We start from the raw sequence: 25,699 nt of genomic DNA on the forward strand, positions 1-25,699 counted from the left end.
TGCTCCGGATCAGGCGGCGACGGGTTCGAGCACGAGCTCGCCCTTCAGGATTTCTTCGGCAAACATCTCGGCGGTGCGCGCGGCGGCGGCGGTCATGATGTCCAGGTTGCCGGCGTACTTGGGCAGGTAGTCGCCCAGGCCCTCGACCTCCATGAAGACCGAGACGCGGTTGCCGTCGAAGACGGGGCCGTTGACCAGCTTGTAGCCCGGCACGTACTTCTGCACTTCCTTGATCATGTCGTGCACCGACTTCGTGATCGCGGCCTCGTCGGGCGTGCCTTCGACCAGGCAGTGCACCGTGTCGCGCATGATCAGCGGCGGCTCGGCCGGGTTGATCACGATGATGGCCTTGCCCTTCTTGGCGCCGCCCACCTTCTCGACCGCGCCGGCCGTGGTGCGGGTGAACTCGTCGATGTTCTTGCGCGTGCCGGGACCGACCGATTTGCTGGACACGGTGGCGACGATCTCGCCGTAGCTCACCGGCTGCACGCGGCTGACCGCGTAGACCATGGGGATGGTGGCCTGGCCGCCGCAGGTGACCATGTTCACATTCATCTCGCGCTGGCCGACGTGCTGCTTGAGGTTGACCGGCGGCACGCAGTAGGGGCCGATGGCGGCGGGCGTGAGGTCGATCATCATCGCGCCCTGCTCATTGACCTTGCGCGAGTTCTCGGCGTGCACGTAGGCGCTGGTGGCGTCGAACACGATCTGCACACCGTCGGCCTTCATGTGCGGGATCAGGCCGTCCACACCCTCGGCGGTGGTCTTGATGCCCATCTCCTTGGCGCGCTTGAGACCGTCGGAGTTGGGATCGATGCCCACCATCCACACGGGTTCGAGCAAGGGGCTGCGCTGCAGCTTGGCCAGCAGGTCGGTGCCGATGTTGCCGGGCCCGATCAGGGCGCACTTGATTTTTTTGGTCATGGGTTGACTCCTGGGGGAAGAAGAAAAAAGGTTCAGGTGAGCGTGCGCACCACGCCACCGTCCACCCGCAGCGCGGCGCCGGTGGTGGCGCTGGCCTGCGGGCTGCAGACGTAGGCCACCATGGCCGCCACCTCGTCGGGGCGGATGAAGCGGCGCAGCAGCGAGGTGGGGCGCGCGTCGCGGAAGAAGCGGGCCGCGGCTTCGTCGAAGCTCAGGCCCTGCTGCGCGGCGAGCGTGTCGAAGAAAGCGCGTGCGCCTTCGGTCAGCGTGGGGCCGGGCAGCACGCTGTTGACCGTGACGGCGGTGCCGGCGCAGCACTCGGCCAGGCCGCGTGCCACGGACAGCTGGGCCGACTTGCTCATGCCGTAATGCACCATCTCGGCCGGCGGGCAGATGCCCGACTCGCTGGAGATGAAGACGATGCGGCCGCGGTTGCGCGTCAGCATGCCGGGCAGCGCGGCGCGGGCGAGGCGCACGCCGCTCATCACGTTGACCTCGAACAGGTGCTGCCAGTCGGCGTCGGCGATCTGCTCGAAGGGCTTGGGCTCGAAGATGCCGAGGTTGTTGACCAGGATGTCCACATCGGCCAGCCGGGTCGCCACCTGCTCGCAGCCGGCGGCGGTGCCCAGGTCGGCGGCGATGCCCGACACCTCGGCCTGCGGGTGCTGTTGGCGCAGGGTCTGCAGGGCGCGCTGCACCGACGCCTCGCCGCGGCCGTTGAGCACCACATGGGCGCCGTCGGCCAGCAGGGCCTGGGCGATGGCCAGGCCGATGCCAGCGGTCGAGCCCGAGACGAAGGCGGTCTGCCCCGCCAGGGGGCGTGGTGCCGGGCTCATGGGCGCCCTCCTACGGGCGGACGGGCGTGCAGCCAGCCGGCCAGCCAGCGGGTCAGGCGCGGCGCCACCACCCAGGTCATGAGGACCACCACCAGCACGGTGATGACCATGGTGCGCGGCACCAGCGGCCAGTCGGCCAGCAGCGGCGCCACGGTGAGGAACAGCAGCAGCACGGTCGGGAAGATGCCCAGCCAAGTCACGATCGCCACCTTCCAGCGCGGCGGCGCCTTGGTGGTGCTGCCCGCCGGCGCGAACCAGTAGTCCAGCCCGCTGACCCGGCGCATCTCCTGCGCACCGACGGTGTGGGGTGCGACTTGCGCGAGCCAGCGGGCCCGCTCGGGCGAGTCCTGCCAGGCGGCCAGGTGCGCCTCGTTGTCGAAGGCGAAGACCACGTGGTAGAGCAGGGGCTCGTCGCCGCCGCCGGCCTCGCCAGGGCGCACCAGCTGGCCGCCCAGGTGGCCGCCCAGGTGGCCGGGGAAGTGGGTCGCTGCCTCGATCATGCCGGCCATGGCCGTCTCGAAGCCGGCCACGCCTTGGGGTGCGACCCGGCGCGTGACCAGCACGGTCACGGCGCGCGACGGGGTGGCGGGTGCGTTCATGGGTGCAGGCGGCTCAGGGCGGCGCTCAGACGAATCGCATGCCAACCGTGCCCAGGTCCTGGAAGCGCACGTTCACGCTGTCGCCGGCCTGCACCGCAATGGCTTCGGTCACGCCGCCGGTCATGATGAAGCTGCCCGTCGGGATCTCCTGACCGCGCGCGCCCAGGTGGTTGGCCAGGGCGGCGATGGCGGCGGCCGGGTGGCCCATCACGGCGGCGCCGGCGGCCATGGCCACGATCTGGCCGTTCTTCTCCAGCACCACGCCCAGCGTGCGCAGGTCCAGGTCTTCCACACGACGGGCGCGGCCACCGATCACGAAGCGCGAGGCCGAGGTGTTGTCGGCGATCACGCTCTTGAGGTCGAACTTGAAGTCGCGGTAGCGGCTGTCGATGATCTCCACGCCGGGGATCACGAAGTCGATCGCGGCCATCACGGCGCCGACGTGGCAGCCCGGACCTTTGAGCGGCGCCTTGGTGACGACGCAGATCTCGGCCTCGACCTTGGGGTGGATGAGTTCGGAGGTCTTGATGTCGCTGCCTTCGGCGCAGGCCATGTAGTCGCTGACGAAGCCGAAGACCGGCGTGTCCACGCCCATCTGCTTCATCTTGGCGTAGGAGGTCAGGCCGCACTTGAGGCCCACCGTCTTGTGGCCACGGCTTTCCTTGCGCGCGCGGATCAGGTCCTGGATCGCGTAGGCGTCGTCCCAGTCCATGTCCGGGTGGTCGTCGGTGATCTTGGTGACGTCGTGCGCCTTCAGCTCGGCGTTTTCCAGGTGCTCGGCGAGCTGGGCGAGGGTGTTCTTGTCGAGTTTCATGTGGTTGTTTCCTTCCCGCTCAGGCGACGAAACGCACCGACGTGCCGCCCAGGCCGCCGACGCTGCAATACAGGCTGTCGCCCGCGACCACCGGCACCAGCGGCGACTGCGAGCCAGAGAGGATGATGTCGCCGGCCTTGAGGCCGATGCCCAGACGGCCGAGCGTGTTGGCCAGCCAGGCCACCGCGTTGACCGGCGAGCCCTGCACCGATGCGCCGCAGGACGTGCTGATGATTTCGCCGTTCTTTTCCAGCACCATGCCGGCCAGCGCGAGGTCGAGGTCGCGCGGGCTCTTGCGCAGGCCGCCGAGCGTGAGCACGCCGCAGGAGGCGTTGTCGGCCACGGTGTCCTGGATCTTGATCTTCCAGTCCTTGATGCGCGAGTCGACGATCTCGAAGCACGGCATCACGCAGTCGGTGGCGCGCAGCACGTCGGCCGCGGTGACGCCGGGGCCTTCGAGGTCGCGCGCCAGGATGAAGGCGACCTCTGCCTCGGCCTTGGGCGCGATCATGCTGCTCACCGGGATGGGCTGGCCTTCGTTGTAGACCATGCCCGAGAGCAGGTGGCCGAAGTCGGGCTGGTTGACCTTGAGCATGTCCATCACGACCTTGCTCGTCACGCCTATTTTCTTGCCCACCACGCGCTCGCCCGCGTCCAGCCGGCGCTGGATCATGCGCAGCTGGATCTGGTAGGCGTCCTCGATGGTGATGTCCGCTTCGCGGTCGGTCAGCGGAGCGACGGGTTGGCGGTCGAGCAGCGACTGGTAGAGCTCGTCGCCGTAGTGCTGGATCTTGGAGTTGTCCATGGTGTTCTGTGTGGGAAAAGGGGTCAGGCGGACGCGGCGCCCTGCGCGTCGGCTTCGGCGAGGAAGTTCGACACCAGCTGGGCGAAGCGCGCGGCGTGTTCGATCTGCGTCCAGTGGCCGCAGTGGCCGAACACGTGCAGCTGGCTGTTGGGAATCCACTGGCTCAGCGTGAGCGAGGTCTGCAGCGGAATCACCTGGTCCTCGCGGCCGTGGACGATGAGCGTCTCGTGCGGCAGCGCGCGGATCGCCGATTCGGGGCTGGCCATGGCGTCGACCCAGCGCTGGCGCGGGGCCGGGAACATGGCCGAGAAGGATTCCTGGAAGCCGGGGCGGATGCTGGCCTGGTAGCGCAGCTCGGCCAGCTCGTCGGTGACCAGCGCGCGGCTGTGGGCGAAGATGTCCAGCAGGCGCTTCATGGTGGCCAGCGAGGGCTCGTAGCCCCAGACCGCGTCCAGGCCCGGCGTGATCGGGAAGGGCACACCGACCGAGCCCATGAGCACCAGGCGGCGCACGCGCTGCGGCGCGCGGATCGCCAGCGCCAGCGAGAGCGCGCCGCCAAAGCTGTTGCCGACCACGTCGGCTTTCTCGACGCCCATCGCGTCCATGACATCCAGCGCCTGCTGGACCCAGGTGTCCATGTTGTAGGTCATGCCGGCGGGGCGGTCGGTGTAGCCGAAGCCCACCATGTCGGGCGCGATGACTCGCCGATCCTTGGCGATGACCGGCATGGCGAGGCGCCAGTTGGCCCAGGCGCTTACACCCGGACCGGAGCCGTGGATGAACAGCACCGGAGGCTGTCCCGGCTTGGAGCTGCCGAGGTCGTGCACGTTGGTGTTGAAGCTGCCTGTGCGAACGCTCAGCGCAATTTCAGGGTTGTGTGGGGCATTCATGTGTCTTGTCCTTGAGGTCTTTGCTTTGAAGGGGCGGCGAGTGGGCCGGGACGACTGGTTCCGTTCATGTCCCCCGTCGGTCGCTGCGCGCTCGCCTCCTCCTTTACTTCACTGCACCAGTCGCCCCGGCCCACTCGCTGTCGGCGCACGAGGCCGTTCGTCCAGGGCAGCCGTGGAACCGGCTATGCCGGGCCACAGGCGGCGTCCCCCTCGAAGCGTCGAAGACGCGCAACGGAGGGGGGAAGCCGCGCAGCGGCGCAGGGGGGAGATCACAGCTTCACCATCACGTTGCGGAGTTCCGTGTAGAACTCCAGCGAGTGCACGCCGCCTTCGCGGCCGATGCCCGAGGCCTTGCTGCCGCCGAAGGCGGTGCGCAGGTCACGCAGGAACCAGCTGTTGATCCAGCACAGGCCGACCTCGATGGCCGAGGCCATGCGGTGCGCCTTGCCCAGATCCTGCGTCCACACGGTGGTCGCCAGGCCGTAGTCGGTGGCGTTGGCCAGCGCAATCGCTTCCTCTTCGGTGTCGAAGGGGGCGATGTGGCAGCAGGGGCCGAAGATCTCCTCGCGGATCACGCTGGCGCTTTCGGGCAGGCCGGTCCAGATAGTGGGCTGCACGAAGTGGCCGTTGGCGTACTCGCCCGTCATGGCCGGTTCACCGCCGCCGGTGACGACGGTCGCCCCCTCGGCCCTGGCCTTGGCGTAGTAGCCCATGACCTTCTGCTTGTGTTCGGCCGAGATCAGCGGGCCGATGCCCACGCCCGGCATGTCGGGGCCGCCGATCTTCAGGCCCTCAGCCTTTTCTTTCAGCGCGGCGACGAACTTGTCGAAGATCGGGCGCTGCACGTACACGCGTTCGGTGCCCAGGCAGACCTGGCCGCAGTTCTCGAAGGCGCTGCGGGTGATGCCGGCGATGGCCTTGTCGAAGTCGGCGTCGGCGAACACGATGCCGGCGTTCTTGCCGCCGAGTTCGAACGACACCGGGCGCACACCCTTGGCGGCGGCGGCCATGATGGCTTCACCCGTGCGGGTCTCGCCGGTGAAGGTGATGCCGTTGACACCCGGGTGCTTGGTGATGAATTCGCCGGCCGAGCCGGGGCCGAAGCCGTGCAGCACCTGGTACACGCCCTTGGGCACGCCGACCGCGTTCATCACCTCGCCCAGCAGGGTCGCGGTGGCGGGGGTTTCCTCCGAGGGTTTGACGATGACGGTGTTGCCGCAGGCCAGGGCCGGGCCGACCTTCCAGGTCATCAGCAGCAGCGGCAGGTTCCAGGGGCAGATCACGCCGACCACGCCCAGGGGTGTGCGCAGGCCGTAGCTGATGGCAGTGCCGCCGTCGGGCGTGGTCATCTGGAAGCTCTCGGTCGGCACGTTCTTGACGATGTCCGCAAAGATCTTGAAGTTGGCGGCGCCGCGCGGGATGTCGATGTGCGAAGCCAGCGAGCGCGGCTTGCCGGTGTCGGCCAGTTCGGCGGCGAGGAAGTCGTCGAAGCGGCGGTTGATCTCGTCGGCCACCGCGTGCAGCAGTTCGGCGCGCTTGACCACGCTCATCGTGCCCCACTCGCCCTTGAGCGCGGCGCGGCCCGCGGCCACGGCCGCGTCGACCTCGGCCTGACCGGCCTCGTGCACCAGACCTACGACCTCGTTGGTGGCCGGGTTGCGGTTTTCGAAGGTCTTGGCGGTGGCGACGAAATCGCCGTTGATGAAGTTCAGGAACTGTTTCATGGTGCGTGAGGAAGGAAAAGAAAAGTCAGTCGAGGCCCAGGGCCTTCAGGCCGGCGCGGGCACAGGCTTCGTCCTGTTCGGCCGAGCCGCCGGACACGCCGATGCCGCCGATGCGCTGGCCACCGGCCACGATGGGCAGGCCGCCACCGAACAGCACCAGGCGCTGGCGCTGGTTCAGGCCGATGCGCAGCAGCTCGTCGTCGCCGATCACGCCGCCCCACTGCGAGGTGGGGAAGCCAAAGCTGGCCGCGGTGTAGGCCTTGTCGATCGCGATGTCGATCGAATGCAGAAACGCATGGGGCATGCGCAGAAACGCGGTCAGCGTGCCCGAGGCATCGGTCACGGCCACGTTGATGCGAATGCCCGATGCCTCCGCATGCGCCACCGCCGCCTGACAGGCCAACGAAGCCGCAGATGCGGTGATGACGGAAGATGGAACAGAGAGAGCGGATGTCATAAGAAGAAGCGGCGAGAGAAAGGTGACTCCAGTTCGAGGGGCACCGAGGAACCGGCTCCGCCGGGCCTCAGGTGCCGTCCCCCCTCCAAGCGCCGAAGGCGCGCCAGAGAGGGGGGAAGCCGCGTCAGTGGCGCAGGGGGGTGATCACGTGTACACCTCGGTGAAAGACGGCACCAGATAGCCCGTGTGATAGAAGATCCCGCTGCCCAGTTGGTCTTCGGTCCAGGTCGTCACCGGCCGGTCGCGCTGGGCCAGATAGCCCAGGCCGGCGAAGGTCTCGTTGCGGTTGCCGCTCGGGTCGAAGAAGTAGATCGTCTCGCCGCGCGTGATGCCGTGGCGGGTGGGGGCCACGTCGATGCGCGTCTTGGTCTTGGCCATCACGTCGGCGGACTTGAGCACGTCGTGCCACGAGTCCAGGAAGAAGGCGATGTGGTGCAGGCCGCTGCGCGGCCCACCGACGAAGGCGATGTCGTGCGGCGTGGTGGTGCGGGCCATCCAGGTCGCCGCCTGCATGTTGCCTTCGGGTCCGACCAGCACCTGCTCGGTCAGGAAGAAGTCCAGCGCCTCGGTCATGAAGCGGGTGTTGTCGGCCACGGTGTTGATGCCGGCCTCGGGATTCATCTCGCACATCAGCAGGCAGTGGTCCAGCCAGTGGGCGCCCGCGCCCTTGAGGCCGTCGGGCCAGGGGTCGGGATTGATGTTGCCCACGTCGGTGCCGACAAACTCCTTGCTGGCATACAGGCGCATTTCGTGCCCGCTGGGCAGTTTGAACTGCAGCATGCGGCCGGTCGAGGGCAAGGTGCCTTCGTCGAGCATGGTGGTCTTCACACCCCAGGCCTCGATCTTCTGCTGCAGCGCTTCAAGGTCGGCTTCCTTCTCGACCTTGTAGGCCAGGTGGTTCATGCCGGCCTGGTCCGACGGGGTCAGGATGACCGAGTACTTGTCCCATTCGTCCCAGCACTTGAGGTAGACGTTGCCCGCCTTGTCCTTCATGGTGGTCTTCATGCCCAGCACGTTCTCGTAGTGCCGGACGGCGGCGTCCATGTCCATCACTTTCAGGCTCGCGTGCCCGATGCGCATCACACCCATGTTGTGTCTCCTGGTGGTTGGTTACTGCTGCTGAATCGAAGGGCTGGCAGTCGCAGACTCTGCGCGCCCCTTGGAAAACGGTTTGCTCAACTTGCCGGCCACTTCGAGGTTCACCGGCGTCTGGGGTGCCACGCGGCATGCCAGCGTGTAGCCCTGGTTCTCTTCGTCGAGCGTCACGTGTGCACGGCTGATCGGCCCCAGGGCCTTGATCTGTCCCTCGACGATGCGGACCTTGCAGACCCCGCAGCCGCCGTTGACGCAACCCACCGGGATGCCCTTGCGGCCCAGGCGGACCATGCCGGTGAGCAGGCTTTCATTGCCGGCGCAGGCATAGCTGAGGCCAACGTTGGCGATAGTGACCGGCAGCGCCGCCAAGCGCGGGCTGGTGGTCAGGACAGGGAGCGAGGTCATTGAGGCCATGTCGCCATTTCTTCCTGCAGCCTGTCGGCCAATTCGCGCTGCCAAGCTGCCAGCAAGTCAAAGCGGCTGACCAGCCACAGCTCCGTTTCGAAGAAGAGCTTTTCGGGGTACGGCACCAGTTCGGGATAGTCAGCGGCAACGAACTTGGGCAGCAGCGCCACGCCGTGGCCCAGCGCGCACAGGTGCGCCATGGGCACGAAGCTGTCCGACTGCACGCGCACCTTGCCCGTCAGGCCGAACTTGGCCCAGTCCAGGTTGGCGTAGGTGAAGTTGTGATCCTGGTGGAAGAACTGCAAGTTCATGGCCAGAAGGTCGTGGTCGTCGACAAACGCGGGATTTGACGCACTCGTGTCGTGGCGCGCCAGGTACGCGCGGCTGGCGTAAGCGCCCACGGCCACCGCACCGATCTTGCGTACGCGCAGGGAATTGCTGTTGCGCACAGGCCGTGCTAGCCGCACGGCGATGTCCACCTGGTCTTGCTCCAGATTGACGAAGTGCGTCTCGGTGGTGATGTTGAGCAGCAGCCGAGGAAATTTCTCCCCCAGCGCGACGAATACTGGCGCAAAGCGCTTGGCGAACACGTCCATCAGGCTGATGCGCACCACGCCCGCGCCTTCCTGGTGATTCTGAGAGAAGCTGCGCGCCGCCTCTTCCATGTGCTGGGCAGCGCTGACCAGCGCGTGCAGGTCGGCCGAGGCTTTCCAGCCGGCCTCGCTGCGCACGAACAGAGTGCGACCGAAGCGCTGCTCCAGCACCCGGATGCGCCGGCGCAGGGTGGAGTCGTCGATGCCTTCCATGTCGGCTGCAACTTCGTAGCTCCCGTGGCGCTCCAGCGCGAGGAAGGCGCGGATCAGGTCCCATGGAGGTGTGGTGGTGCCGTCTCGGGTCATGGTGCATGCTTTCATCGATGGCTTCAGGCTTTCTGGGGCTTGCAGGTTCAGGAAAAGCGCAGCCGCACCTGGGCGCTGGCGGCGCGCGTGCGGCAGGCCAGCAGCCAGCCTTCTGCAGCATCGTCTTCGTCCAGCACCGAGCTGTCGAGCCGCAGCACCTCGCCGTCCACCAGGCGGCACATGCAGGAGGCGCATTCGCCAACCCGGCAAGCGTGCGGGACGGCCAGCCCGGCGTCGAGCATGGCGCCCAGCAGGAATTGCCCGCCGCGCACCGACACGGTATGCGTCTGCCCCTTGAGCTGAACCGTCAGCTCGGCGTCGGGACCCTCGGCGCCCGTTTCCACCGCGCCCTCCAGCGCAGCGCCGAAGTCCTCGCGGTAGACGCGACTGGGCTCGATCCCAGCCGCTGCCAGCGCAGCCAGAACGGAGTGCATGAAGGCCTCGGGGCCGCAAAGGTAGGCGTCAGCAGCCTCAAGGCCCTGGGTCTGCGCCTCCAGCAGCGCCTGCGTGGGCAGGCCCTGTTCGGCGTCATACCAGTGGCGTATCTCCAGCCGCTGCCCGCTACCCGCCTGTAGCGCCTGCAACTCAGCCAGTAGCATGGCCGTGGCTCGGTCGCGGCAGGCGTAGAACAGCCGTACCTGGGGCGCGCCTTGCAGCAACGCTTCGCGCGCCAGCGCGAAGATGGGCGCAATGCCACTGCCGCCGGCATACAACAGCACTGGTTGGCCATGCCGCGCCAGTGTGAAGCGCCCGGCGGGCGGAAGCACCTGCAATCGTTGGCCCGCTCGCGCGTGGTCGCACAGCCAATTGGAGACGCGCCCACCCGCCACGCGGCGCACCAGCACGCTGATCGCCTGCCCATCCTCGGGCGCACTGGTGATCGAATAGCAGCGCCAATGTTCATCGCCTTGCACGGGGACGGCAAGCGTCAGGTACTGGCCAGACTGGAAGGAAAAATGCTGCCGCTGCCCGCCGTCCACGCCCAGGCTCAGCAGGATGGCGTCGCTGCCTTGCGGTGAAACAGCGGTGACGGTAAGAGAATGTGCTAGTTTCATGCGCTGCCACCTCCCCTCACAAAAAGAACGAGTTGTTGCCCTGCAGGCAGTCGCTGTCGATCAGGTTGACCTGCTTGAGCACGATGACTAGCCCCTGGGCGCTCTGGCGCAGCACGAACCCGTTCCAGCCCGCGAGCACACGGTTGTGGCCCTCGCGTGACTCGGCCAGAGTGAAGCTGTAGCGCGCGCGCCATTCATTGCCACGGTCCGGGCTGGGCCACACTTCCAGTCCGCCCCAGTGCCGCGCCGTGCGCGAAGTCGGGAACTGCGAGAAGGCCAGCCCGGTGCCCAGGCGGCTCACACGGTCGAGCAGACGGCGCCGGTCGTGGAATTCCAAGGTGACGTATTGGCGCGGGTCGGGCGCGGGCGCGCCCGCCGGCACCCAATAGGCGCATTCCTCGCCATACAACGCCAGCCAGCGCTCGTAGGCGGTCTTGTCCATCGAGCCCTGATCGAGCAGGCGAGCTTCCAGTGTCAGTAGTTGTGCCACCTGCTGCGTTTGCGCGGCGTCAGCGCCCTGGGTGCGCACGGCGGCCTGGGCCAGGTCGTCCGAAGCGGCGAGAAGCCAGTCGTAGAACGCCGGCACCACGTAGAGCGAGGGAGGCTGGTGGCGGTAGGCCGGAACGGCGGCAGCTTGGGCCAGATCCTGGGCGGCGTTCATGGCAGCTTCCCCTTGTTCATTTGCAGCGTCGGGCGGGCTTGCATCAGCCGCTTCCACTGAGCGTAGTAGTTGCGCATGTGAATGTCTGTGGTCACCGGGCCGCTGACCACGCCATCGGGACCGGGCACATCCTTGCCGGTCTCCCAGTGGCGACCCATGTCCACCCATTCGTCCTCGGGGCTGTTCATAAGGCCGCGTTGGCACTCTTCGAAGTTGGCGGCGTCGTCCATCTCGCCCATGACGGGGAAATCCTCCTGCGTGCGCAGGCGCATGGTGTTGACCTCTGCGTCCACGTCTCTGCGCCGGGTGGCATGCCAGCTTACCGAGGTTTCGCCCACCGCCAGAGGCTGGATCACCTGCACCTGGTTGCCGATCAGCGCCAGATTGGGAAAGATGTTGAGGTTCATGCCCGCCCCGACAGTGGTGTCGAGCACGCGTTGGGCCTGATCGCGGCTGTGGGTGGCGGCCACGTGGGCCTCGTAGGGCTCACGCCCCGGCTGCGGGCGCTGCTCGCGCCAGGCGGAGTTGCCGTGCATCTCGGGACGCTGGTCGATCACCGTATGCCCGTTGTCGAGCGCGTTGTTGCTCATGCGGGAGCGGTCGGCGTCGGCGAAGTAGGCCATGTCGCCGCCACCGTAGCGTTCCTTGGTCATCACCAGCAGCGACTGGTGCGAGAACGGCACGTGGTAGCCGTCGCCCGCGTTGTCCCAGACCAGTTTCCAGTTGCAGCCGACGCGAAAGCGCTGAGCGCCGGCCAAGACGATGTTCTGAGCGCCCCCATTGTGCTCGATCCAGGCGTCCAGATAGCGTGTGGCATTGCCGAGGTGCTCGGCCAGGGGCGGCGCCTCGGAGTTCAGGGTAGCGAAGATGAAGCCCTTGTACGACGCCACCTGCGCAGGCCGCGCAAGGTGCATGTCGCGCGCCTTGAAGGCCGGGCCATAGGCGTTCTTGCCGGGAATGCCGAACAACTGACCTCGGTTGTCGAAACGCCAGCCGTGGTAGGGGCAGGTGAAGTTGGCGGCGTTTCCTTGGTGCTCGCGGCAGACGGTTGCGCCGCGGTGCGAGCAACGGTTGGAGAACACGCGAATTTGCCCCTCTTCGTCGCGAGTCACGATGACCTCGCGGGTGCCCAGCCAGGCCTGCCGGAAATCGTTGGGCTCGGGGATCTCGCTTTCATGGGCCAAGTACACCCAGCTGGCGGCGTACACATGGTCCATTTCGCGGGCAAAGATGGCGGGGTCGGTATAGACGCGGCGGTGTACACGGTCTGGCTGCACCAGGTCGTCCCATTCATCGGCGGCGGATTCCCCGGCCGGAACGGCGGCAATATGAATTACTTTCATCGTTTTCTCGCAATTCGGTTGAATCTGAAAATCGCGGCTTCAGTTCATGTTGTTTCGGTAAGCGTGGGCACAGCCGCGGGAGCCAGGGCGCCTTCGTCCAGTAAGCGGCGGCCCAGCGCGATGACGGCGTCGGGAGACAGAGGCTGGCTGGCTTCCTGTTCTACGTGCGCCCACTGCTCGTCGTCGAACAGCGCGCGGTGGTAGGCCATGAACTTGTCTTTCAGGAACTGACGGTCCACCTCGGGGTGCCCCTGGATGCCCAAGATGCGGCCCTGCACCAAGAACACCTCGTGGGGGATGGTCTGCGACGACGCCAGCAGGACGCTGCCCGGCGGCAGTGCCGCCACGCATTCGCCGTGGCTTTGCACCAGCACGCTGGGCGCTTGCGCCAGCGCCGCGCCCAGCAGCTCAACGGCGACGGGGTCCCAGCGCAGGGCATCGACCCCCAGCTTGAAGCGCCCTGACGGGTTCCTGGCAACCCGTCCACCTAGGGCCGCCGCGATGGCCTGCGAGCCAAAGCACAGCCCGATCAGGGGTGAGCCTGCCTCGTCGCTAACGCGGCGAATCAGCGCCAGCAGGTTGCTCACCAGGAGCGAATCGGCATCGTCCACTACCGACATTGGGCTGCCGCTGATGACGTAGCCGTCGTAGCCCATCGCCCGCTCCAGGAAGCCGTCGCGCGCGGGTTCCAGCACGTCCCACTGCTCGCCCGCGCGACCGAAAGTGGCGATCATTTTTTCCTGCAAGATCTCGTCTCCGGGTACTTCAGTGCACCAGAGCACGGCATATTTCTTCTTCACGGTGTCTATGAGCATGAGCGTTACCTGGTTCAGTTCAGAACAGTTCGAAGTACTCGCGATGCTCCCAGTCGGTGACGGGGTCGCCCGCCATGTCCACGTCGGCGCCTTCGGCGGCCACGAAGCGCGCCCATTCGCTGCGCCGCAGGTGCAGCCAGTAGTGGATGAACTCTTCGCCGAAGGCTTCGCGGAAGAAGCTGGAGCCCTCCAGCACGTCCAGCGCCTCGGCCAGGTTGCGCGGCAGGATCGGAACGTCGGCGGCATAGGGCGTTTCCTGCAGAGGGCCGGGATCGAGTTGGCGACGAATGCCATCGATCCCCGAGAAGAGCTGCGAGGCCAGATACAGGTAGGGGTTGGCCGCCGGCTCGCCGACCCGGTTTTCCACACGGCTGGCTGAGTCTTCTGGGGCGGCGATCACGCGCGCCATGGCGGCGCGGTTGTCCTCGGCCCAGGTCACCCGATCCGGGGCCAGAGAGAACGGGCGTCGGCGTCGGTAGCCGTTAACCGTGGGGGTGGTGAAGCTGGAGGCCGCACAGGCATGTTTGAGCAGGCCACCGACATAGGCCCGGCCCAGCGCCGACAGCGGCTCGCCCGTCTGCGGAACGAAGGCATTGACGCCGGAGTCGCGCGCCGCCAGCGACTGGTGCAGATGCCAGCCCGAGGCAATGAAACCCTCAATCTTGGGTTTGCACATGAAACTGGCAAGGTAACCGCGCCGCCGACAGATTTGCTTGACTGCGTTGCGGAACAACACCATGGTGTCGGCCATGTCCAGGCCGGACATGACGTCGAAGGTGGTCTCCATCTGGCTGGGCCCCAATTCATCCTCGATGCTGCGCAACGGCATGCCCAGCGTCAGCAGGTGCTGGCGCACCTCGGCCATGATGGGTTCGACCTCGTCCAAGTGATTTTCGAGCAGATAGGAGTAGCCCTTGGCGACCGGCATCACCTTGGGCGGTGCCGCCGGTGTGCCGGGGCCACCCAGCGTCTCGGGCTCCAGGCAGGGGTCGACGATGCGCGTCAAGTACCACTCCACCTCCAGGCCACCATGGAAGTCATAGCCCAGATCCGCCAACTGCCCCAGCGCTTTCTTCAACAGGGCACGCGGGCTCAGCGGGAAGGGCCGACCGCTACGCATGTACAGATCGGCCAGCATCCAGCCCGTGCGATCAGCCCAGGGCAGCACGCGGAAGGTGGTGGGGTCGGGCACCATCACCACGTTAGGGCTGCCCGCCAACTCCGGGTTGCCAAACCCGCCATCCGAGGAAAAGGGATTGAACACGAAGGTGCTGACCGTGTCGAAGAAAAAGGGCGCCATGGTGATTTCCGAGCCGCTGCCGAATGCGGAGCGCAAGGCTGCCACCGACAGCATTTTCCCGCGCAGCAGACCATATTGATCCGGCCATGAGAGGCGAATCATCTGAATGCCGTCCTGCTCGATTTTCTTCAGCACTTCAACGGCCGCCGCCTTCTGGGCGTCGGACCACAAGCCGTGCCGATCAATGAATTTCTGGCTCATTTTTGTCTCCGGGTTTTCCGGCATAGATGCCGGTTGTTTAGAATTAACGAATTACCCAACCATCTGCCACCAGATCAGTTCAGCACGCATTAAATTTGCCAATTGATCTTTGTCGCAGATCAAAATTATGTTGATTTCCTGAGAACCTGAAAGGAAAAACATGCGAAACCTATTCGCAAAAATGCGAGTGATGCAATGGTTTTTTCAACCACCCCCCGCCACTTCGAGCCCTACGGCAACGCTAGGAGCCACGCGGCAGGCTAGGAGCGTGGGCGGCAGAAGCAGGGAATCCCCTGATGACCTGCGCACATGAGTGAGCGTTCAAGCTGCATGGCCATAAGTTACCGCCCCTACGAACCGCAACAAGAGATGCTGCTGTCCGCATCGCTGCAGGACTGGCTGCCTGCGGGGCACCTGGCCTACTTCATCAGCGACACGGTCGATGCGCTGTAAGCGTTCCGCGAACCCATCTTTCATCTCACCGTTGAAGCTGCGAACCTCGGGTCTTCGCAATCAACGAACGAGACGAGGTGGACATGGATCGACAGCAGATGGAACGGTGCCTGGAGCAAGTGGCGGCGTATCGTGCCTCTGGCCAGAAGGCGCAGGTATGGGCCGAGGCCAACGGGGTGCCAGCGGGAACGCTGCAAAGCTGGTGCGCACATGCGCGGCGCTGGCAGGCGCGGCTCGACGGCGTCAGCCCTGAGCCCTCGCCAGCCGCCAGGCCGAGCGGCTTCGTGGCCGCCCGCGTGGCGCCTGGTGCCGCATCGACATCGGTGCGCGTCGAATTGAACGTGGGAGGCACCCGGCTCGATCTGCATTGGCCGCTGGCGCACACGCGTGAACTCGCTTCGCTGCTGCGGGAGTTCGGCCGATGATTCGCATCGACGTCATCTGGCTGGCGCTTGGCGCGGCCGACCTGCGCGGGGGCATCGACACGCTGTTGGCCCAAGTGGTGCGCGGCTTCGCGCTGGGCGCGCAAGCCCACCACGCCTACGTGTTTGCCAACCGCCGCGCCGACCGGCTCAAGGTGCTGGTCTACGACGGCGCGGGCATGTGGCTGTGCACCCGGCGGCTGCAAGCGGGCAGCTTCGCCTGGCCGCGCCAGGACACGGGGTCACTTCAACTCACGCGCGAGCAGTTCGACTGGCTCGTCGCGGGCCTGCCGTGGCAGCGCCTGGGCAGCGCGCAGCCGCAGTCGATCACGGTGGTCTGAATGCGCTCGATTCGAGGTCGGGATTTGCGCGTTTGTCTATTGGAGAAAGTCATGCCTCGCGCGCACGCGCGCGCGAGGCATGATGGCGGCCATGCTCGAAGGCCCGGACACCCACACGATCGATGCGCCGGGCGCACTGGATTCGATGCAGGAGCTGCGCGATGTGATCGGGCGCATGCAAGGCGAGCTGAAGTTCAAGCAAACCAGGATCGAGGCGCTGAACTTCGAGATCGCGCGGCTGAAGCGCTGGCGCTTCGGCTCCTCCAGCGAGAGCCTGGAGACGAGCACGCAGGCGGTGCTGTTCGATCAGATCCTGGCCGACACGGCGCTGGAAGACCGCGCCGCCCAGCAAGACCAGAAGCCACCGGTAGCGCCACCCCGGGCCAAAGGCCAGGCGGTGCGCCAGGCGCTGCCGGCGAGCCTGCCGCGCATCGATCACCATCACGAGATCGAGCAGACCCACTGCGAGTGCGGCCAGCCCTTCAAGCGCATCGGCCAAGAAGTCAGCGAGCAGCTCGATTGCGTGCCGGCCCAATTCTTCGTGCTGCGCCATATCCGCGGCAAGTACGCCTGCACGTGCTGCCAGACGATCCAGGCCGCGCCGATGCCCGCGCAGATCATCGACAAAGGCATCCCCGCGCCGGGCCTGCTCGCGCAGGTGGTGGTGGCCAAGCACGACGATCACTTGCCGCTGTACCGGCAGGAAGAGATCTACGCGCGCTCTGGCGTGCACATCCCGCGCTCGAGCATGGCCCAGTGGATCGGCATCTGCGGGGTGCGTCTGGCACCGCTGGCCGATGCACTGAAGGGCTTCATCCTCAGCCACGGTGTGATCCACGCCGACGAGACGCCGGTGTCGCTGCTGGCGCCGGGGCGCGGCAAGACCAAACGGGCCTACGTCTGGGTCTACCGCACGACCAACTTCGTGGCCCAGCGCGCGGTGCTGTTCGACTTCACCGCCAGCCGCGCCGGCGAACATCCGCGGCGCGTGCTGCGAGGCTTCGGCGGCACGCTGGTCAGCGACGATTACAGCGGCTATTTTGGGCTTCAGGCGCAAGGCGTCAGCGCCGCACTATGCTGGGCCCACGCGCGGCGCAAGCTGTTCGAGGCGCACGAGTTCAACGCCAGCCAGATCGCCGGCCAGGCGGTGGCGCTGATCGCAAAGCTGTACGAGGTCGAGCGCGAGGCGCGCGAACTCGAACCCCAGGCACGGTGGCTGCTGCGCCAGCAACGCTCCAGGCCCATCGTCCAGGCCCTGCACCTCTGGCTGACCGGGCAGCGCCAGAAGCTGGCCAATGCCGACGTGACGGCCAAGGCGATCGATTATTCGCTGAGCAATTGGCGCGCGCTCACGCGCTACCTGGACGACGGCGACGTCCCAATCGACAACAACGCGGCGGAGAACGCGGTGCGCCCGCTGTGCGTTGGCCGCAAGAATTGGCTTTTTGTAGGCTCGCAGCAGGCCGGCGAGCGCGCTGGCGTGGTCATGAGCCTGATCGAGTCGGCCAAACTAAACGGGCACGATCCCTGGGCCTACCTCAAGGACGTCTTCGAGCGTCTGCCCACGCTCAAGCAGCGCGACCTCGCGCAGCTGCTGCCGCACAACTGGCGGCCTGCCACCGACATCGCCGTGCCAAACGCGGCGCTCGCCGCCGCCGCGTAGAACCATCCTTCAACACGCCGTCATCGACGGCGCAAGGGTGTCGTTCGCGGAACGCTTACGATGTGGGCGCATTGAAGGCGCTCACAGTGACCTTCGTGATCCCTCTCTTCGGCCTTTTTTGGGGATGGCTGGTGCTTGACGAGCCGGTAGGCTGGGCCCATGGGGTTGGCGGGGGCCTGATTGCTGTGGCGCTTTGGCTGGTTCTGCGCGTACCTTCCGTACCGACAGCCCAAAGAACCAAAGCTGCATGACATCACCCCTGTCTGCTGCGCAGCGGGAGCGGCCGTTCGCCGTGCGCTCTGGAATGTACGGTGTGTCTAGGAGCAGTCATTCAGCTATTCTGGCCCGAACGACTTCAATGACCATGAGGAAACACGTTATGCGTGCACTTGACAGTTGAGTCGCGAGTGCTGAAAACTTCCGTGACAAGAGCCATAGACCCAAGAGGGGGATTCAATGCAAGTAGCCCGTATCGAGATCCACAACTTTCGCGGAATAAGGGAAGCCACGCTGGAACTCGTTCAACATGCCGTACTGCTCGGTGACAACAACACCGGGAAGACAACGGTGTTGGAAGCGATGGACCTCGTGCTTGGACCGGACCGACTTAATCGCACGCCTCCAGTAGACGAACACGATTTCTTTCTTGGCCGATATCTACCTCAGTCTTCGGTGGGAGGCGAGGAAGACAAAGCTGGTGAAGACTTAGTTGACCACACTGGAGATATTCAACAGGTTGCAGCGGGACAGGTACCGGAACAGGGCATCCCGGTCACGGGGGATCAAACTGAGGGTGCGGGAGCACCTACCGGCGAACCGGACGTGCATGTGCCCCAAATCCGAATTGGAGTCACCATCACTAACCTGTCGGAAGAACAGCAGGGGCGCTTTGGCGACTTCATCGAGTTCTGGGACAGCAAAGAGAAGAAGCTGTATCAGGACCCGGCTCCCGAAGGTGTTGACGCAGCGACCGTCTCGCCGGCCTTGCGCGTCACGTTCATCGGGCAATACGACCCCGAGGAGGATGACTTTGAGGGAAAGACCTTCTACACGTTGACCCTTTCTGATGACGCCCCCGTGCCCTTCACGAAGAAGGACAAACAGGTGTGCGGATTGCTATACCTACGCTCAGTGCGAACGGGCTCCAGGGCGTTGAGCCTGGAGCGCGGCAGCTTGTTGGACATCATCCTCCGCCTCAAGGAAGTTCGGCCCAAGATGTGGAAGGATGCCATCGGCCGAATCTCGGCGATCTCCGTAGCCGAAGACCCCAGCCTGGGCATCTCCGGTGTGCTGGAGAGCATCAATACTGCTTTGAAGAAATACGTGCCTAAGGAGTGGGGGATCGAGCCACATCTGAAGGTGTCGAACCTCACGCGCGAGCATCTGCGTAAGGTAATCACGGCGTTCATCGCCACCGGCGACGGCACGCACGCCGCCCCCTTCTACCGTCAGGGCACAGGGACGATAAACATGTTGGTGTTGGCGATGCTCTCGCAGATCGCCGAAGATAAGCAGAACGTCATCTTTGCGATGGAGGAGCCCGAGACGGCGATCCCTCCTTACGCACAGAAGCGCATCATTCACGAGGTTCGCAAGCTCGCATCGCAAACGCTATTCACTTCGCACTCGCCTTATGTGCTGGAGGAGTTCTCGCTGCCGGAGACCATCATCTTGTCGAGGGACGGCTCCGGGTCATTGAAGCAAAGCGGCGTCACGCTTCCCGACAGCGTGAAACTTAAGCGGTACAGACAGGAGTTCAGGACACGGTTCTGCGAGGGCCTTTTGGCGCGCCGCATTCTGATCGCGGAGGGTGCAACCGAGGCTTCCGCTTTCCCCGCAGCTTGCCGGCGCCTAGCCGAACTGAACCCGGCTGTATATGCCTCGCTCGAATCGCTGGGCGTCTGCGTAGTAGACGCTGGCGGCGAGGGGAGCATTCCGGACATGGCCAAGATGTACCGGAGCATCGGCAAGCGCACCTTCGCATTGTGCGACCTGCAATCACCCGAAGCCCAAGCGCTGATCAACGCCCAGGTCGAGCATATGTTCATGCACGGCGAAAAGGGCATCGAAAACCTGGTACTCAAGAACACATCCAAGGCGGCGCTGGATCGTTTCTCGGATCTGCTTGATTGGCCTCAGGATCTGCTGGACAAGTTCAAGGATCCGAAGGCTGACGTCGTCAACGCATTGATGGCCTACTTTGCGAAAAAGAAGGGAGACATGGGGATCGCCGAGTTCATCGCTCAATGCGATGAGGCCGAAGTCCCTCAGTGGATCAGGGAAGCCTGCGTGCACCTTAAAGCTCTGTGCCAGCCGGCGGCTGCGGCGCCCGCTGTAGCCACGGTGGTCGCGGCACTTGCGACCGACCCGGGCGCCGCTTGATGAAACTCACCAATAAGCAGAAGGACGTCCTCGTGACCTCCGGCCACCTGTTGGTGACGGGCGGGCCGGGCTCGGGGAAGACGACGATCTCGATTCTGAAAGCTGCCGAAGTAGCCGTGGCCGCGCGACCGGGACAGGAGGTCCTGTTTCTGAGTTTCGCCCGCGCGACCATCAGTCGCGTGATGGAAGCCATCGAGAACGAGCACGACATTCCTCGGCATGTCCGTGCCCGGATTACGGTGGAGACGTATCACTCTTTCTTCTGGCGCATCCTGAAGACGCACGGCTATCTATTGGGGCTACCCCGAAAGCTGTCCATTTTGACGCCCGCCAACGAAGCGATCGCGCTATCGACAATCCGCAGGGATTACAAGCCGGCCAGCAAGCTGACGGATGAAGAACGATCCCAAAAGAAAGGACGAGAGAGCAAGGAGCGCCTAAGACTCGCGACGGAAGATGGACGGGTGTGCTTCGACCTGTTCGCCAGCCTGGTCGCCGGGCTTCTGTCGCGCAGCGAGCGACTGCGTAAGCTCGTTGCCACGCGGTATCCGTTCATTGTCTTAGATGAATTTCAAGATACCAATAGCGACCAGTGGGCAGTAGTGCAACAACTTGGTCGTACCAGCACGTTGCTCGCCCTGGCGGATCCGGAGCAACGCATCTATGACTGGATTGGCGCGGACCCCGAGCGACTCAACCAGTTCCTCGGAGTGTTCAAGGCGGAGGAGATCCCGCTGACGGGGGACAACCACCGCAGTTCTGGCACGGACATCCTGCTGTTTGCAAACGAAGTTCTCAAGGGCAAGTTCAGCCGGAAGGCCGACGGGTATACGGGTATCGAGCTGAAAGGCTACCCCGCAAACGAGAACGAAGCTGCCGTCGCCCTCATCACGACGACTTACGCTGCCCGCAAACGCTTGGTCGCTTTGAAGAAGGCAGATTGGTCCCTTGCAGTGCTCGTTCCAACGAAGAAGATGACGCGTAATGTGTCGGATCTTTTCAGGCAGCCGCCAGGCAAACTTACCGAAATATCTCATACCGCTGCGGTCGAACTCGACGCTGCCATCCTGGCGGCCGAAGTTGTCTCCTATCTGATGCAGCCGACAACGCTGCTCCACTTGGACGGCTTCATCAATCTACTCTGCAACTTCTACCAAGGCAAGGGCGGCGACGCTCCTGCAAAAGGTGATTTGCAGGAGGCGGACAACATCCGCAAGGCATTTGCGATGTCGGCGCAGAGGAAGGCAGCCGGAAAGGCTCTGCCCGCCAAGAGCATCATGGTCGGACTATTGAAGACCTACGAGCAAGCCCGGGTTGTAGCTCTATCAGGTGATCCTGACGCGGATTGGCGCGCCATTAGACAAGTGCTCGATGCGAGTCCTTGTCCGCGATGTAAGGAGGTTGGGCTTGAAGCCAGAAACATCCGCCTGCTTGAACGCGGCACCCAGCTACGTCTGGAACTCTCGGAGGAATGGCGAACCTTTGGCCACTACGAAAACGCTCTGGAAATCACGCGTCAGGCGTTCGTTCGCGAGCACTTTTCTACTCAAGCGAGCCCTGCCTCAGGCGTCTTCGTCATGAACATGCACAAGGCTAAAGGAAAGCAGTTCGACGAAGTCGTCATTTTCGAAGGCTGGCCGCGTTACTTCAAAAAGCAGATCGTCGGGAATCCGGACAGGATCATTCGTGGAAACACCAGGGAAAATCTGGATGAACAGGCCCGACAGAACCTGCGGGTGAGCATCACTCGCGGCAAGCTTCGCACGACCATCTTGACGCCCGGCAACGACCCGTGCATCGTCTTCATAGGATAGGTGAGCGATTCCGCCGAGGTGACATGCGCAGAAAGTCAGGTCGATGCAGTTATCGCAGCTCTGATAGCTTTGGCCTGTAGATTGCACGCGCCATAGAGTAAGTTCTCGTCGATACGTTGGGCCTACCAAAAGCAGCGCCTCGCTCTAGGGCAAGACCGGACTTCAAGCCGCGCAACGTCGGATGACTGCAACCAGCCTGAACCTGCCGTTCGAGTCCTCGCGCCGGGCGACCGTTTATGGCCGACTGGCGACGGCCTGCACCCGTTGAATGCCTGCCCTAAGAGTGGCTAACACCACCGATCCACGAAGCGCGCACAGATGATCGCCGCTGCCAGTTTCAGCAGCGCTTCGTGGATATCCAGTCGTCTTTCAAAGCGGATTCGCAGCTTGCCAAAGCCTACAAACCAGCTGTGCGTCCTCTCCACCACCCACCGGTGTTTGCCCAGCCGCTCGCTGCTCTCAATGCCTCGTCTGGCAATCCGGCCAATGATGCCCCGCTGCCTCAGGTGGGCTCGGCATCGCTTGAAGTCGTAGCCTTTGTCGGCGTGCAGCTTTGCCGGTCTTCTACGGGGACGTCCTGGCAGGCCAGCAATCGCAGGAATCGCTTCCACGCACCTCTCGAACATCTTGGAGTCGTGCCGGTTCGCGCCGCTGACCAAGATCACCAGTGGGATGCCTCTGGCATCTACGACGATGTGCCGCTTGGAGCCGAGCTTGCCTCTGTCCGTGGGGTTTGGGCCCGTTTCCTGGCCCCCCGGGGGCTTGGTACCGAGGAGCCATCAATGCTGGCCCGGCTCCAATCGATTTGGTCATGTTCACGCAAGCGAGTCAGCATGATTAGGATGACTCCCTGATGACGACACCAGCCCAACCGTTACCGTGAGCTCGTCCGCTTTCTCGATTCTGCTGGGGGTGCTGAAGCCACTGGTGAAAGGATGGGGCAGAAAAGACAAAGCCCGCGATTGCGGGCTGTTGGTCAGATCTCGAAGGCCGTTCGGTCCACTGCGCTTTTGATCCACGCAGGCGGCTTGCCCCGGCCGGTCCACGTCGCGCCGGTGGACGGATCGCGGTACTTGGCCACGCCTGCACCGACGGGCGACTTGCGCTTGCCCGTTCTGAACAAATCTTCTTCGGTCAATTGGAACTGCTGGACGAGCTCGCGAACCTTGGCGATGGCCCCGCCTTTTTCGGCTTTCAGGACTTCCGCAATGCGTGCTTCGATCTCTGCCTTTTGCTGCAGAAGCGTCTTGTAATCAAGTGTCATGGCGTTTCGTTTGGTTGTGTGCTACCGAATCTCATTTTATTCAAAAATGTGGGGTTGCACGCTCTCAGTCATAAGGAACGCCGCACCTCTTCAATCCAAGCTGACAGCCCCCTTGGTTGGAGGGACCCCTGATCGGCAGCAGCAATGTGCAAATACTCCCCCTCAACCAGCGCTCGAGCCTGCTGCGATAGCTGCTCGCGCACGTCATTAGATTCAGCGCGGAGCCTGCCGATCACCATCTTGCTCACCTTTAGTTCGCGACAACATCGGCAGGAAAAGTGCATCCACTTCCCGTAATCTTCAAGAAACGCAGTGCAGGGGAGGTTGCACAAGGGGCATGGGGCTTGGAATGAATCTGGCATGGCAGCACCCTGACGAAGGACCGAGCGAGGGAAACGCTGAACCTGTTGTACCCGACCTATGCAGTCCAAAACGAAATGACGAGATAGGGGGTTGGCCTAGTCATGGCGGGCACGTCGCTTGCCACCTGTACGGCCTCACAGCCTGGGAGAAGCTACATATTGGTGGAGGCGGCAACCAAGCGTAGCATCCGCTAACTTCCACGATATGAGCGGCGGCAACTATGACGCAACCCTACAGTCAGCAGGCAGGGCGGCAGAAGCCTTGGTCATCGATAGCTAGGGCGGCACCTCCCAATGCAGGATGACCATTTGGAAGACGCCCCTTACGGCCCAAACGTCGGATCTTCCTGGAGTCCGTATGCCACGTTGGGTTTTTTGCTATTGGGAACGCTGATCATCATTGCCGCTATATGGCTTATTTCCAAGCGTCCGCAAGCCTCATTTCGGGCTCACCGAACTATTGGAATGGCATCGTCCACCGCAGAAGCATCTCTGCCGATCACGCCCAACGCTCCCCAATGCACCAGAGAAAGCTGGAGTGCTGGCGAGCGCATTTGAGGTAGCCACCTCCCGCTCAAGCCTCAAACGGCTTGCGGTCACGTCCCTCGATCCAGCGAGGCGGACGCCCTCGGCCTGACCATGTCTCGCCAGTCTTGGGGTTGCGGTAGCGTGCGGTGTTTTGCCTCAGCTGGCCGGCGGCAAACAAGTCGCTGTTCTCCAAGTGGTGATCACGTACAAGCTGACGAGCCGCTTGGATGGCCTTCGGCTTTCCGGCATCAAGCACGTTGATCTCAGCATCCAAGGCCGCCTTCCGTTCGAGAAGAGCTTTGTACTTTTTTGGCATTTGGCACCTCACTCAGACCGTGCACCCGACACATGGGAGCAGTGCTGACCAGAACACTCTACGCCTTCACCACGCGCGTGCGTCCAGTAGTGGGTTCTCGGCACTGATCTAGCACGTCCTCAGGCGCGGCGCTTTTTGACAGCCACCTCCAAGCGCTCCAAAAAATCGCTCTCGTCCGCCAGCCTGATATCGGCCAGGCGATTGCAATGAACTGCTCTCATTTTGATCAAAAGTTGCTCACGTACGGGCGCGGCCGCACGACAGATGGCCGACAGCGCAGCCCTCGTCATCTCAAACTCGCCACAAGAGGGGCAGAAATAGTGACGCCGAGAGCCGCCGTCCAGCAGATAGGCTCTGGACCGCCCTTGACAGAGCGGGCACCGCGACCAAATACACAAAAGCATGAAACCACTTTGAACTGTGCACTGTGCCGGTGCATCAGTAAAAATCTCTAGTAATCCGTCCCGAAGGCTACACTTCGGGAAACGCCACACCTTACCGAAACAGGCTGGGACGCTTCCAACTGGAGCGTCCGTGGAGCGACAGGCGTAGCTAACGCGAACGACCGCTGATAGGTACCTCATGTTTGTCGCGCTGCCCCATCAAGTCTGCCGTCCGGCGACAGACCGCTCACAGCCTAACGCTGTCGGCCAGGCGGGCGCCTCGACCGACCGCTCCTAGCCGACAGCTGTCCTTGTGCGAGGGCATGCCTTTCTACGGAGCGCTAAGCGACCCTGGTGTCGCGCATAAGCCTCCCTGTAGCGTGGGGCATGGTGGCCGCGACATCCCCGGGAGCGCGCCACTCAGGCTCGATTTGAGCTATTCAAACGATGCTCACCCCTCATCGCGCCGCTGAGGCAGGGCGGTCGATCACTCGAAACTACGCCGCATAGGTCATCGCCAGCGGCTCCGCTCCTCATCCGTCCCCGACCTGGTCAGGCCCCCGTCATCGCGCCACGAAGGCGGAGCTTCCCTCCCTGACTCCACAGAGGTCACCAGCCGGGGCTTCGGTCTCGTTCGCGCCTGATCGAGGGCAGTCACTCTGCACGGCTGGCTGATCCTGGGTGCGCTTAGCCCCACGGCCAGGGGTGCCCTCGATGCGAGGTTCGGGCACAGCCCGCAAGGCTGCATGGTGATTCAGCGCCAGCCTTTCGCCGTAAGTTCTGTGTGCTCCTGCAGGCCACGCTGAGCCGCTGGCCAGCGCGTGCGCGCCCCGAAAAAACTAAAGATCAGTGGCGGAAGAACTAATGTGTAGTGGCGTTCCGCAAGTGGCGTTCCGCACGTGCGGAACGCCACTGAACACGCAGCGCGTCACGCAGATAACTCGTTGA

The 25,699-nt window shown here is 64.1% G+C and carries 24 protein-coding genes and 2 pseudogenes; 7 read left to right on the plus strand and 19 right to left on the minus strand.

Going from position 1 to position 25,699, the window contains the following annotated elements; translation table 11 throughout:
* Positions 1-9: 9 nt before the first annotated feature.
* The 16 genes from KDK82_RS31065 to KDK82_RS31140 form a co-directional block, all read right to left on the minus strand.
* Positions 10-924, minus strand: coding sequence for an acetaldehyde dehydrogenase (acetylating) (locus tag KDK82_RS31065; protein ID WP_008328875.1), 915 nt, complete (start codon positions 922-924; stop codon positions 10-12).
* Positions 925-956: 32 nt separating this feature from the next.
* On the minus strand, positions 957-1,760 hold the full coding sequence (locus KDK82_RS31070) for an SDR family NAD(P)-dependent oxidoreductase (protein WP_008328873.1): 804 nt from the start codon (positions 1,758-1,760) through the stop codon (positions 957-959).
* Positions 1,757-2,359, minus strand: a complete 603-nt coding sequence (locus KDK82_RS31075) for a hypothetical protein (RefSeq protein WP_008328872.1) — start codon at positions 2,357-2,359, stop codon at positions 1,757-1,759. Before KDK82_RS31075 ends, KDK82_RS31070 begins: the two co-directional genes overlap by 4 nt.
* Before the next feature lie 25 nt (positions 2,360-2,384).
* Positions 2,385-3,173 carry a 2-oxo-3-hexenedioate decarboxylase gene (dmpH, locus tag KDK82_RS31080; RefSeq protein WP_008328869.1) on the minus strand — a complete coding sequence of 263 codons (789 nt, stop codon included), beginning with the start codon at positions 3,171-3,173 and terminating at the stop codon, positions 2,385-2,387.
* A 19-nt stretch (positions 3,174-3,192) separates the two neighbouring features.
* Positions 3,193-3,978: a 2-oxopent-4-enoate hydratase gene (gene dmpE, locus KDK82_RS31085; RefSeq protein ID WP_008328863.1), complete on the minus strand. Its 786-nt coding sequence runs from the start codon at positions 3,976-3,978 to the stop codon at positions 3,193-3,195.
* Between the two features lie 23 nt (positions 3,979-4,001).
* On the minus strand, positions 4,002-4,868 hold the full coding sequence (locus KDK82_RS31090) for an alpha/beta fold hydrolase (RefSeq protein WP_008328861.1): 867 nt from the start codon (positions 4,866-4,868) through the stop codon (positions 4,002-4,004).
* A 269-nt stretch (positions 4,869-5,137) separates the two neighbouring features.
* Entirely contained in the window at positions 5,138-6,592 is a 1,455-nt protein-coding gene (locus tag KDK82_RS31095) for a 2-hydroxymuconic semialdehyde dehydrogenase (RefSeq protein WP_035884259.1), read from the minus strand.
* 25 nt (positions 6,593-6,617) lie between these two features.
* Positions 6,618-7,049, minus strand: coding sequence for a heme-binding protein (locus tag KDK82_RS31100; RefSeq protein ID WP_034350336.1), 432 nt, complete (start codon positions 7,047-7,049; stop codon positions 6,618-6,620).
* Positions 7,050-7,193: 144 nt separating this feature from the next.
* Positions 7,194-8,138 carry a catechol 2,3-dioxygenase gene (locus KDK82_RS31105; protein WP_008328854.1) on the minus strand — a complete coding sequence of 315 codons (945 nt, stop codon included), beginning with the start codon at positions 8,136-8,138 and terminating at the stop codon, positions 7,194-7,196.
* 21 nt (positions 8,139-8,159) lie between these two features.
* On the minus strand, positions 8,160-8,558 hold the full coding sequence (locus tag KDK82_RS31110) for a 2Fe-2S iron-sulfur cluster binding domain-containing protein (protein WP_014386454.1): 399 nt from the start codon (positions 8,556-8,558) through the stop codon (positions 8,160-8,162).
* On the minus strand, positions 8,546-9,448 hold the full coding sequence (locus KDK82_RS31115; RefSeq protein ID WP_029310294.1) for a LysR family transcriptional regulator: 903 nt from the start codon (positions 9,446-9,448) through the stop codon (positions 8,546-8,548). The genes KDK82_RS31110 and KDK82_RS31115 overlap by 13 nt, the downstream gene beginning before the upstream one ends.
* Positions 9,449-9,495: 47 nt before the next feature.
* Positions 9,496-10,503 carry a ferredoxin--NADP reductase gene (locus KDK82_RS31120; RefSeq protein WP_035884258.1) on the minus strand — a complete coding sequence of 336 codons (1,008 nt, stop codon included), beginning with the start codon at positions 10,501-10,503 and terminating at the stop codon, positions 9,496-9,498.
* Positions 10,504-10,519: 16 nt separating this feature from the next.
* Positions 10,520-11,164 carry an aromatic-ring-hydroxylating dioxygenase subunit beta gene (locus KDK82_RS31125; protein ID WP_014386451.1) on the minus strand — a complete coding sequence of 215 codons (645 nt, stop codon included), beginning with the start codon at positions 11,162-11,164 and terminating at the stop codon, positions 10,520-10,522.
* The gene (locus tag KDK82_RS31130) at positions 11,161-12,507 is read right to left on the minus strand and encodes a Rieske 2Fe-2S domain-containing protein (protein ID WP_051705517.1); all 1,347 of its coding nucleotides are present in this window, start codon (positions 12,505-12,507) and stop codon (positions 11,161-11,163) included. The genes KDK82_RS31125 and KDK82_RS31130 overlap by 4 nt, the downstream gene beginning before the upstream one ends.
* A 44-nt stretch (positions 12,508-12,551) precedes the next feature.
* The gene (locus tag KDK82_RS31135) at positions 12,552-13,322 is read right to left on the minus strand and encodes a type 1 glutamine amidotransferase (RefSeq protein WP_088167155.1); all 771 of its coding nucleotides are present in this window, start codon (positions 13,320-13,322) and stop codon (positions 12,552-12,554) included.
* A 19-nt stretch (positions 13,323-13,341) separates the two neighbouring features.
* Positions 13,342-14,823 (minus strand): glutamine synthetase family protein, encoded by a 1,482-nt coding sequence (locus tag KDK82_RS31140; protein ID WP_088167156.1) that lies wholly within the window; start codon positions 14,821-14,823, stop codon positions 13,342-13,344.
* A 309-nt stretch (positions 14,824-15,132) separates the two neighbouring features.
* On the opposite strand from KDK82_RS31140, the gene KDK82_RS32940 reads away from it, so the two are divergent.
* From KDK82_RS32940 to KDK82_RS31170, 7 genes and pseudogenes are all read left to right on the plus strand, one after another.
* Positions 15,133-15,276 carry a hypothetical protein gene (locus KDK82_RS32940; RefSeq protein ID WP_014386447.1) on the plus strand — a complete coding sequence of 48 codons (144 nt, stop codon included), beginning with the start codon at positions 15,133-15,135 and terminating at the stop codon, positions 15,274-15,276.
* An 83-nt stretch (positions 15,277-15,359) separates the two neighbouring features.
* Positions 15,360-15,701, plus strand: a complete 342-nt coding sequence (locus KDK82_RS31145) for a hypothetical protein (RefSeq protein ID WP_014386446.1) — start codon at positions 15,360-15,362, stop codon at positions 15,699-15,701.
* On the plus strand, positions 15,698-16,039 hold the full coding sequence (gene tnpB, locus KDK82_RS31150) for an IS66 family insertion sequence element accessory protein TnpB (protein ID WP_014386445.1): 342 nt from the start codon (positions 15,698-15,700) through the stop codon (positions 16,037-16,039). The genes KDK82_RS31145 and tnpB overlap by 4 nt, the downstream gene beginning before the upstream one ends.
* A gap of 145 nt (positions 16,040-16,184) precedes the next feature.
* Positions 16,185-17,702: an IS66 family transposase gene (locus tag KDK82_RS31155; RefSeq protein WP_059153614.1), complete on the plus strand. Its 1,518-nt coding sequence runs from the start codon at positions 16,185-16,187 to the stop codon at positions 17,700-17,702.
* A gap of 59 nt (positions 17,703-17,761) precedes the next feature.
* A pseudogene (locus tag KDK82_RS33335) lies at positions 17,762-17,953 on the plus strand (EamA family transporter); the annotation flags it as partial.
* Between the two features lie 205 nt (positions 17,954-18,158).
* Entirely contained in the window at positions 18,159-20,084 is a 1,926-nt protein-coding gene (locus KDK82_RS31165; protein WP_088167157.1) for an ATP-dependent endonuclease, read from the plus strand.
* Complete coding sequence (locus KDK82_RS31170; RefSeq protein ID WP_179218025.1) at positions 20,084-21,898, plus strand: UvrD-helicase domain-containing protein; 1,815 nt, start codon at positions 20,084-20,086, stop codon at positions 21,896-21,898. The genes KDK82_RS31165 and KDK82_RS31170 overlap by 1 nt, the downstream gene beginning before the upstream one ends.
* A gap of 287 nt (positions 21,899-22,185) precedes the next feature.
* Here KDK82_RS31170 and KDK82_RS31175 read toward each other — a convergent pair.
* The 3 genes and pseudogenes from KDK82_RS31175 to KDK82_RS31190 all read right to left on the minus strand — a co-directional run.
* Positions 22,186-22,733: pseudogene (locus KDK82_RS31175) on the minus strand (IS5 family transposase); the annotation flags it as partial.
* Between the two features lie 141 nt (positions 22,734-22,874).
* A complete protein-coding gene (locus tag KDK82_RS31180) occupies positions 22,875-23,162 on the minus strand; it encodes an H-NS histone family protein (RefSeq protein ID WP_088167159.1) in 288 nt (95 codons plus the stop codon).
* Positions 23,163-24,098: 936 nt separating this feature from the next.
* Positions 24,099-24,368, minus strand: a complete 270-nt coding sequence (locus tag KDK82_RS31190; protein ID WP_088167161.1) for an H-NS histone family protein — start codon at positions 24,366-24,368, stop codon at positions 24,099-24,101.
* Between the last annotated feature and the right edge of the window lie 1,331 nt (positions 24,369-25,699).

This window comes from Delftia sp. K82 (assembly GCF_002193035.1).
In the GTDB taxonomy this organism is placed as follows: Bacteria; Pseudomonadota; Gammaproteobacteria; order Burkholderiales; family Burkholderiaceae_C; genus Comamonas; species Comamonas acidovorans.

Bases quoted from the DNA above. Each gene is read 5' to 3' on its own strand.
- KDK82_RS31105 (WP_008328854.1), bottom strand. From the start codon at position 8,138: ATGGGTGTGATGCGCATCGGGCACGCGAGCCTGAAAGTGATGGACATG.
- KDK82_RS31155 (WP_059153614.1), top strand. From the start codon at position 16,185: ATGCAGGAGCTGCGCGATGTGATCGGGCGCATGCAAGGCGAGCTGAAG.
- KDK82_RS31190 (WP_088167161.1), bottom strand. From the start codon at position 24,368: ATGCCAAAAAAGTACAAAGCTCTTCTCGAACGGAAGGCGGCCTTGGAT.
- KDK82_RS31070 (WP_008328873.1), bottom strand. From the start codon at position 1,760: ATGAGCCCGGCACCACGCCCCCTGGCGGGGCAGACCGCCTTCGTCTCG.
- KDK82_RS31090 (WP_008328861.1), bottom strand. From the start codon at position 4,868: ATGAATGCCCCACACAACCCTGAAATTGCGCTGAGCGTTCGCACAGGC.
- KDK82_RS31125 (WP_014386451.1), bottom strand. From the start codon at position 11,164: ATGAACGCCGCCCAGGATCTGGCCCAAGCTGCCGCCGTTCCGGCCTAC.
- KDK82_RS31095 (WP_035884259.1), bottom strand. From the start codon at position 6,592: ATGAAACAGTTCCTGAACTTCATCAACGGCGATTTCGTCGCCACCGCC.
- KDK82_RS31145 (WP_014386446.1), top strand. From the start codon at position 15,360: ATGGATCGACAGCAGATGGAACGGTGCCTGGAGCAAGTGGCGGCGTAT.
- KDK82_RS31140 (WP_088167156.1), bottom strand. From the start codon at position 14,823: ATGAGCCAGAAATTCATTGATCGGCACGGCTTGTGGTCCGACGCCCAG.
- KDK82_RS31115 (WP_029310294.1), bottom strand. From the start codon at position 9,448: ATGACCCGAGACGGCACCACCACACCTCCATGGGACCTGATCCGCGCC.
- KDK82_RS31120 (WP_035884258.1), bottom strand. From the start codon at position 10,503: ATGAAACTAGCACATTCTCTTACCGTCACCGCTGTTTCACCGCAAGGC.
- KDK82_RS32940 (WP_014386447.1), top strand. From the start codon at position 15,133: ATGAGTGAGCGTTCAAGCTGCATGGCCATAAGTTACCGCCCCTACGAA.
- KDK82_RS31075 (WP_008328872.1), bottom strand. From the start codon at position 2,359: ATGAACGCACCCGCCACCCCGTCGCGCGCCGTGACCGTGCTGGTCACG.
- dmpE (WP_008328863.1), bottom strand. From the start codon at position 3,978: ATGGACAACTCCAAGATCCAGCACTACGGCGACGAGCTCTACCAGTCG.
- tnpB (WP_014386445.1), top strand. From the start codon at position 15,698: ATGATTCGCATCGACGTCATCTGGCTGGCGCTTGGCGCGGCCGACCTG.
- dmpH (WP_008328869.1), bottom strand. From the start codon at position 3,173: ATGAAACTCGACAAGAACACCCTCGCCCAGCTCGCCGAGCACCTGGAA.
- KDK82_RS31165 (WP_088167157.1), top strand. From the start codon at position 18,159: ATGCAAGTAGCCCGTATCGAGATCCACAACTTTCGCGGAATAAGGGAA.
- KDK82_RS31135 (WP_088167155.1), bottom strand. From the start codon at position 13,322: ATGCTCATAGACACCGTGAAGAAGAAATATGCCGTGCTCTGGTGCACT.
- KDK82_RS31065 (WP_008328875.1), bottom strand. From the start codon at position 924: ATGACCAAAAAAATCAAGTGCGCCCTGATCGGGCCCGGCAACATCGGC.
- KDK82_RS31100 (WP_034350336.1), bottom strand. From the start codon at position 7,049: ATGACATCCGCTCTCTCTGTTCCATCTTCCGTCATCACCGCATCTGCG.
- KDK82_RS31110 (WP_014386454.1), bottom strand. From the start codon at position 8,558: ATGGCCTCAATGACCTCGCTCCCTGTCCTGACCACCAGCCCGCGCTTG.
- KDK82_RS31130 (WP_051705517.1), bottom strand. From the start codon at position 12,507: ATGAAAGTAATTCATATTGCCGCCGTTCCGGCCGGGGAATCCGCCGCC.
- KDK82_RS31170 (WP_179218025.1), top strand. From the start codon at position 20,084: ATGAAACTCACCAATAAGCAGAAGGACGTCCTCGTGACCTCCGGCCAC.
- KDK82_RS31180 (WP_088167159.1), bottom strand. From the start codon at position 23,162: ATGACACTTGATTACAAGACGCTTCTGCAGCAAAAGGCAGAGATCGAA.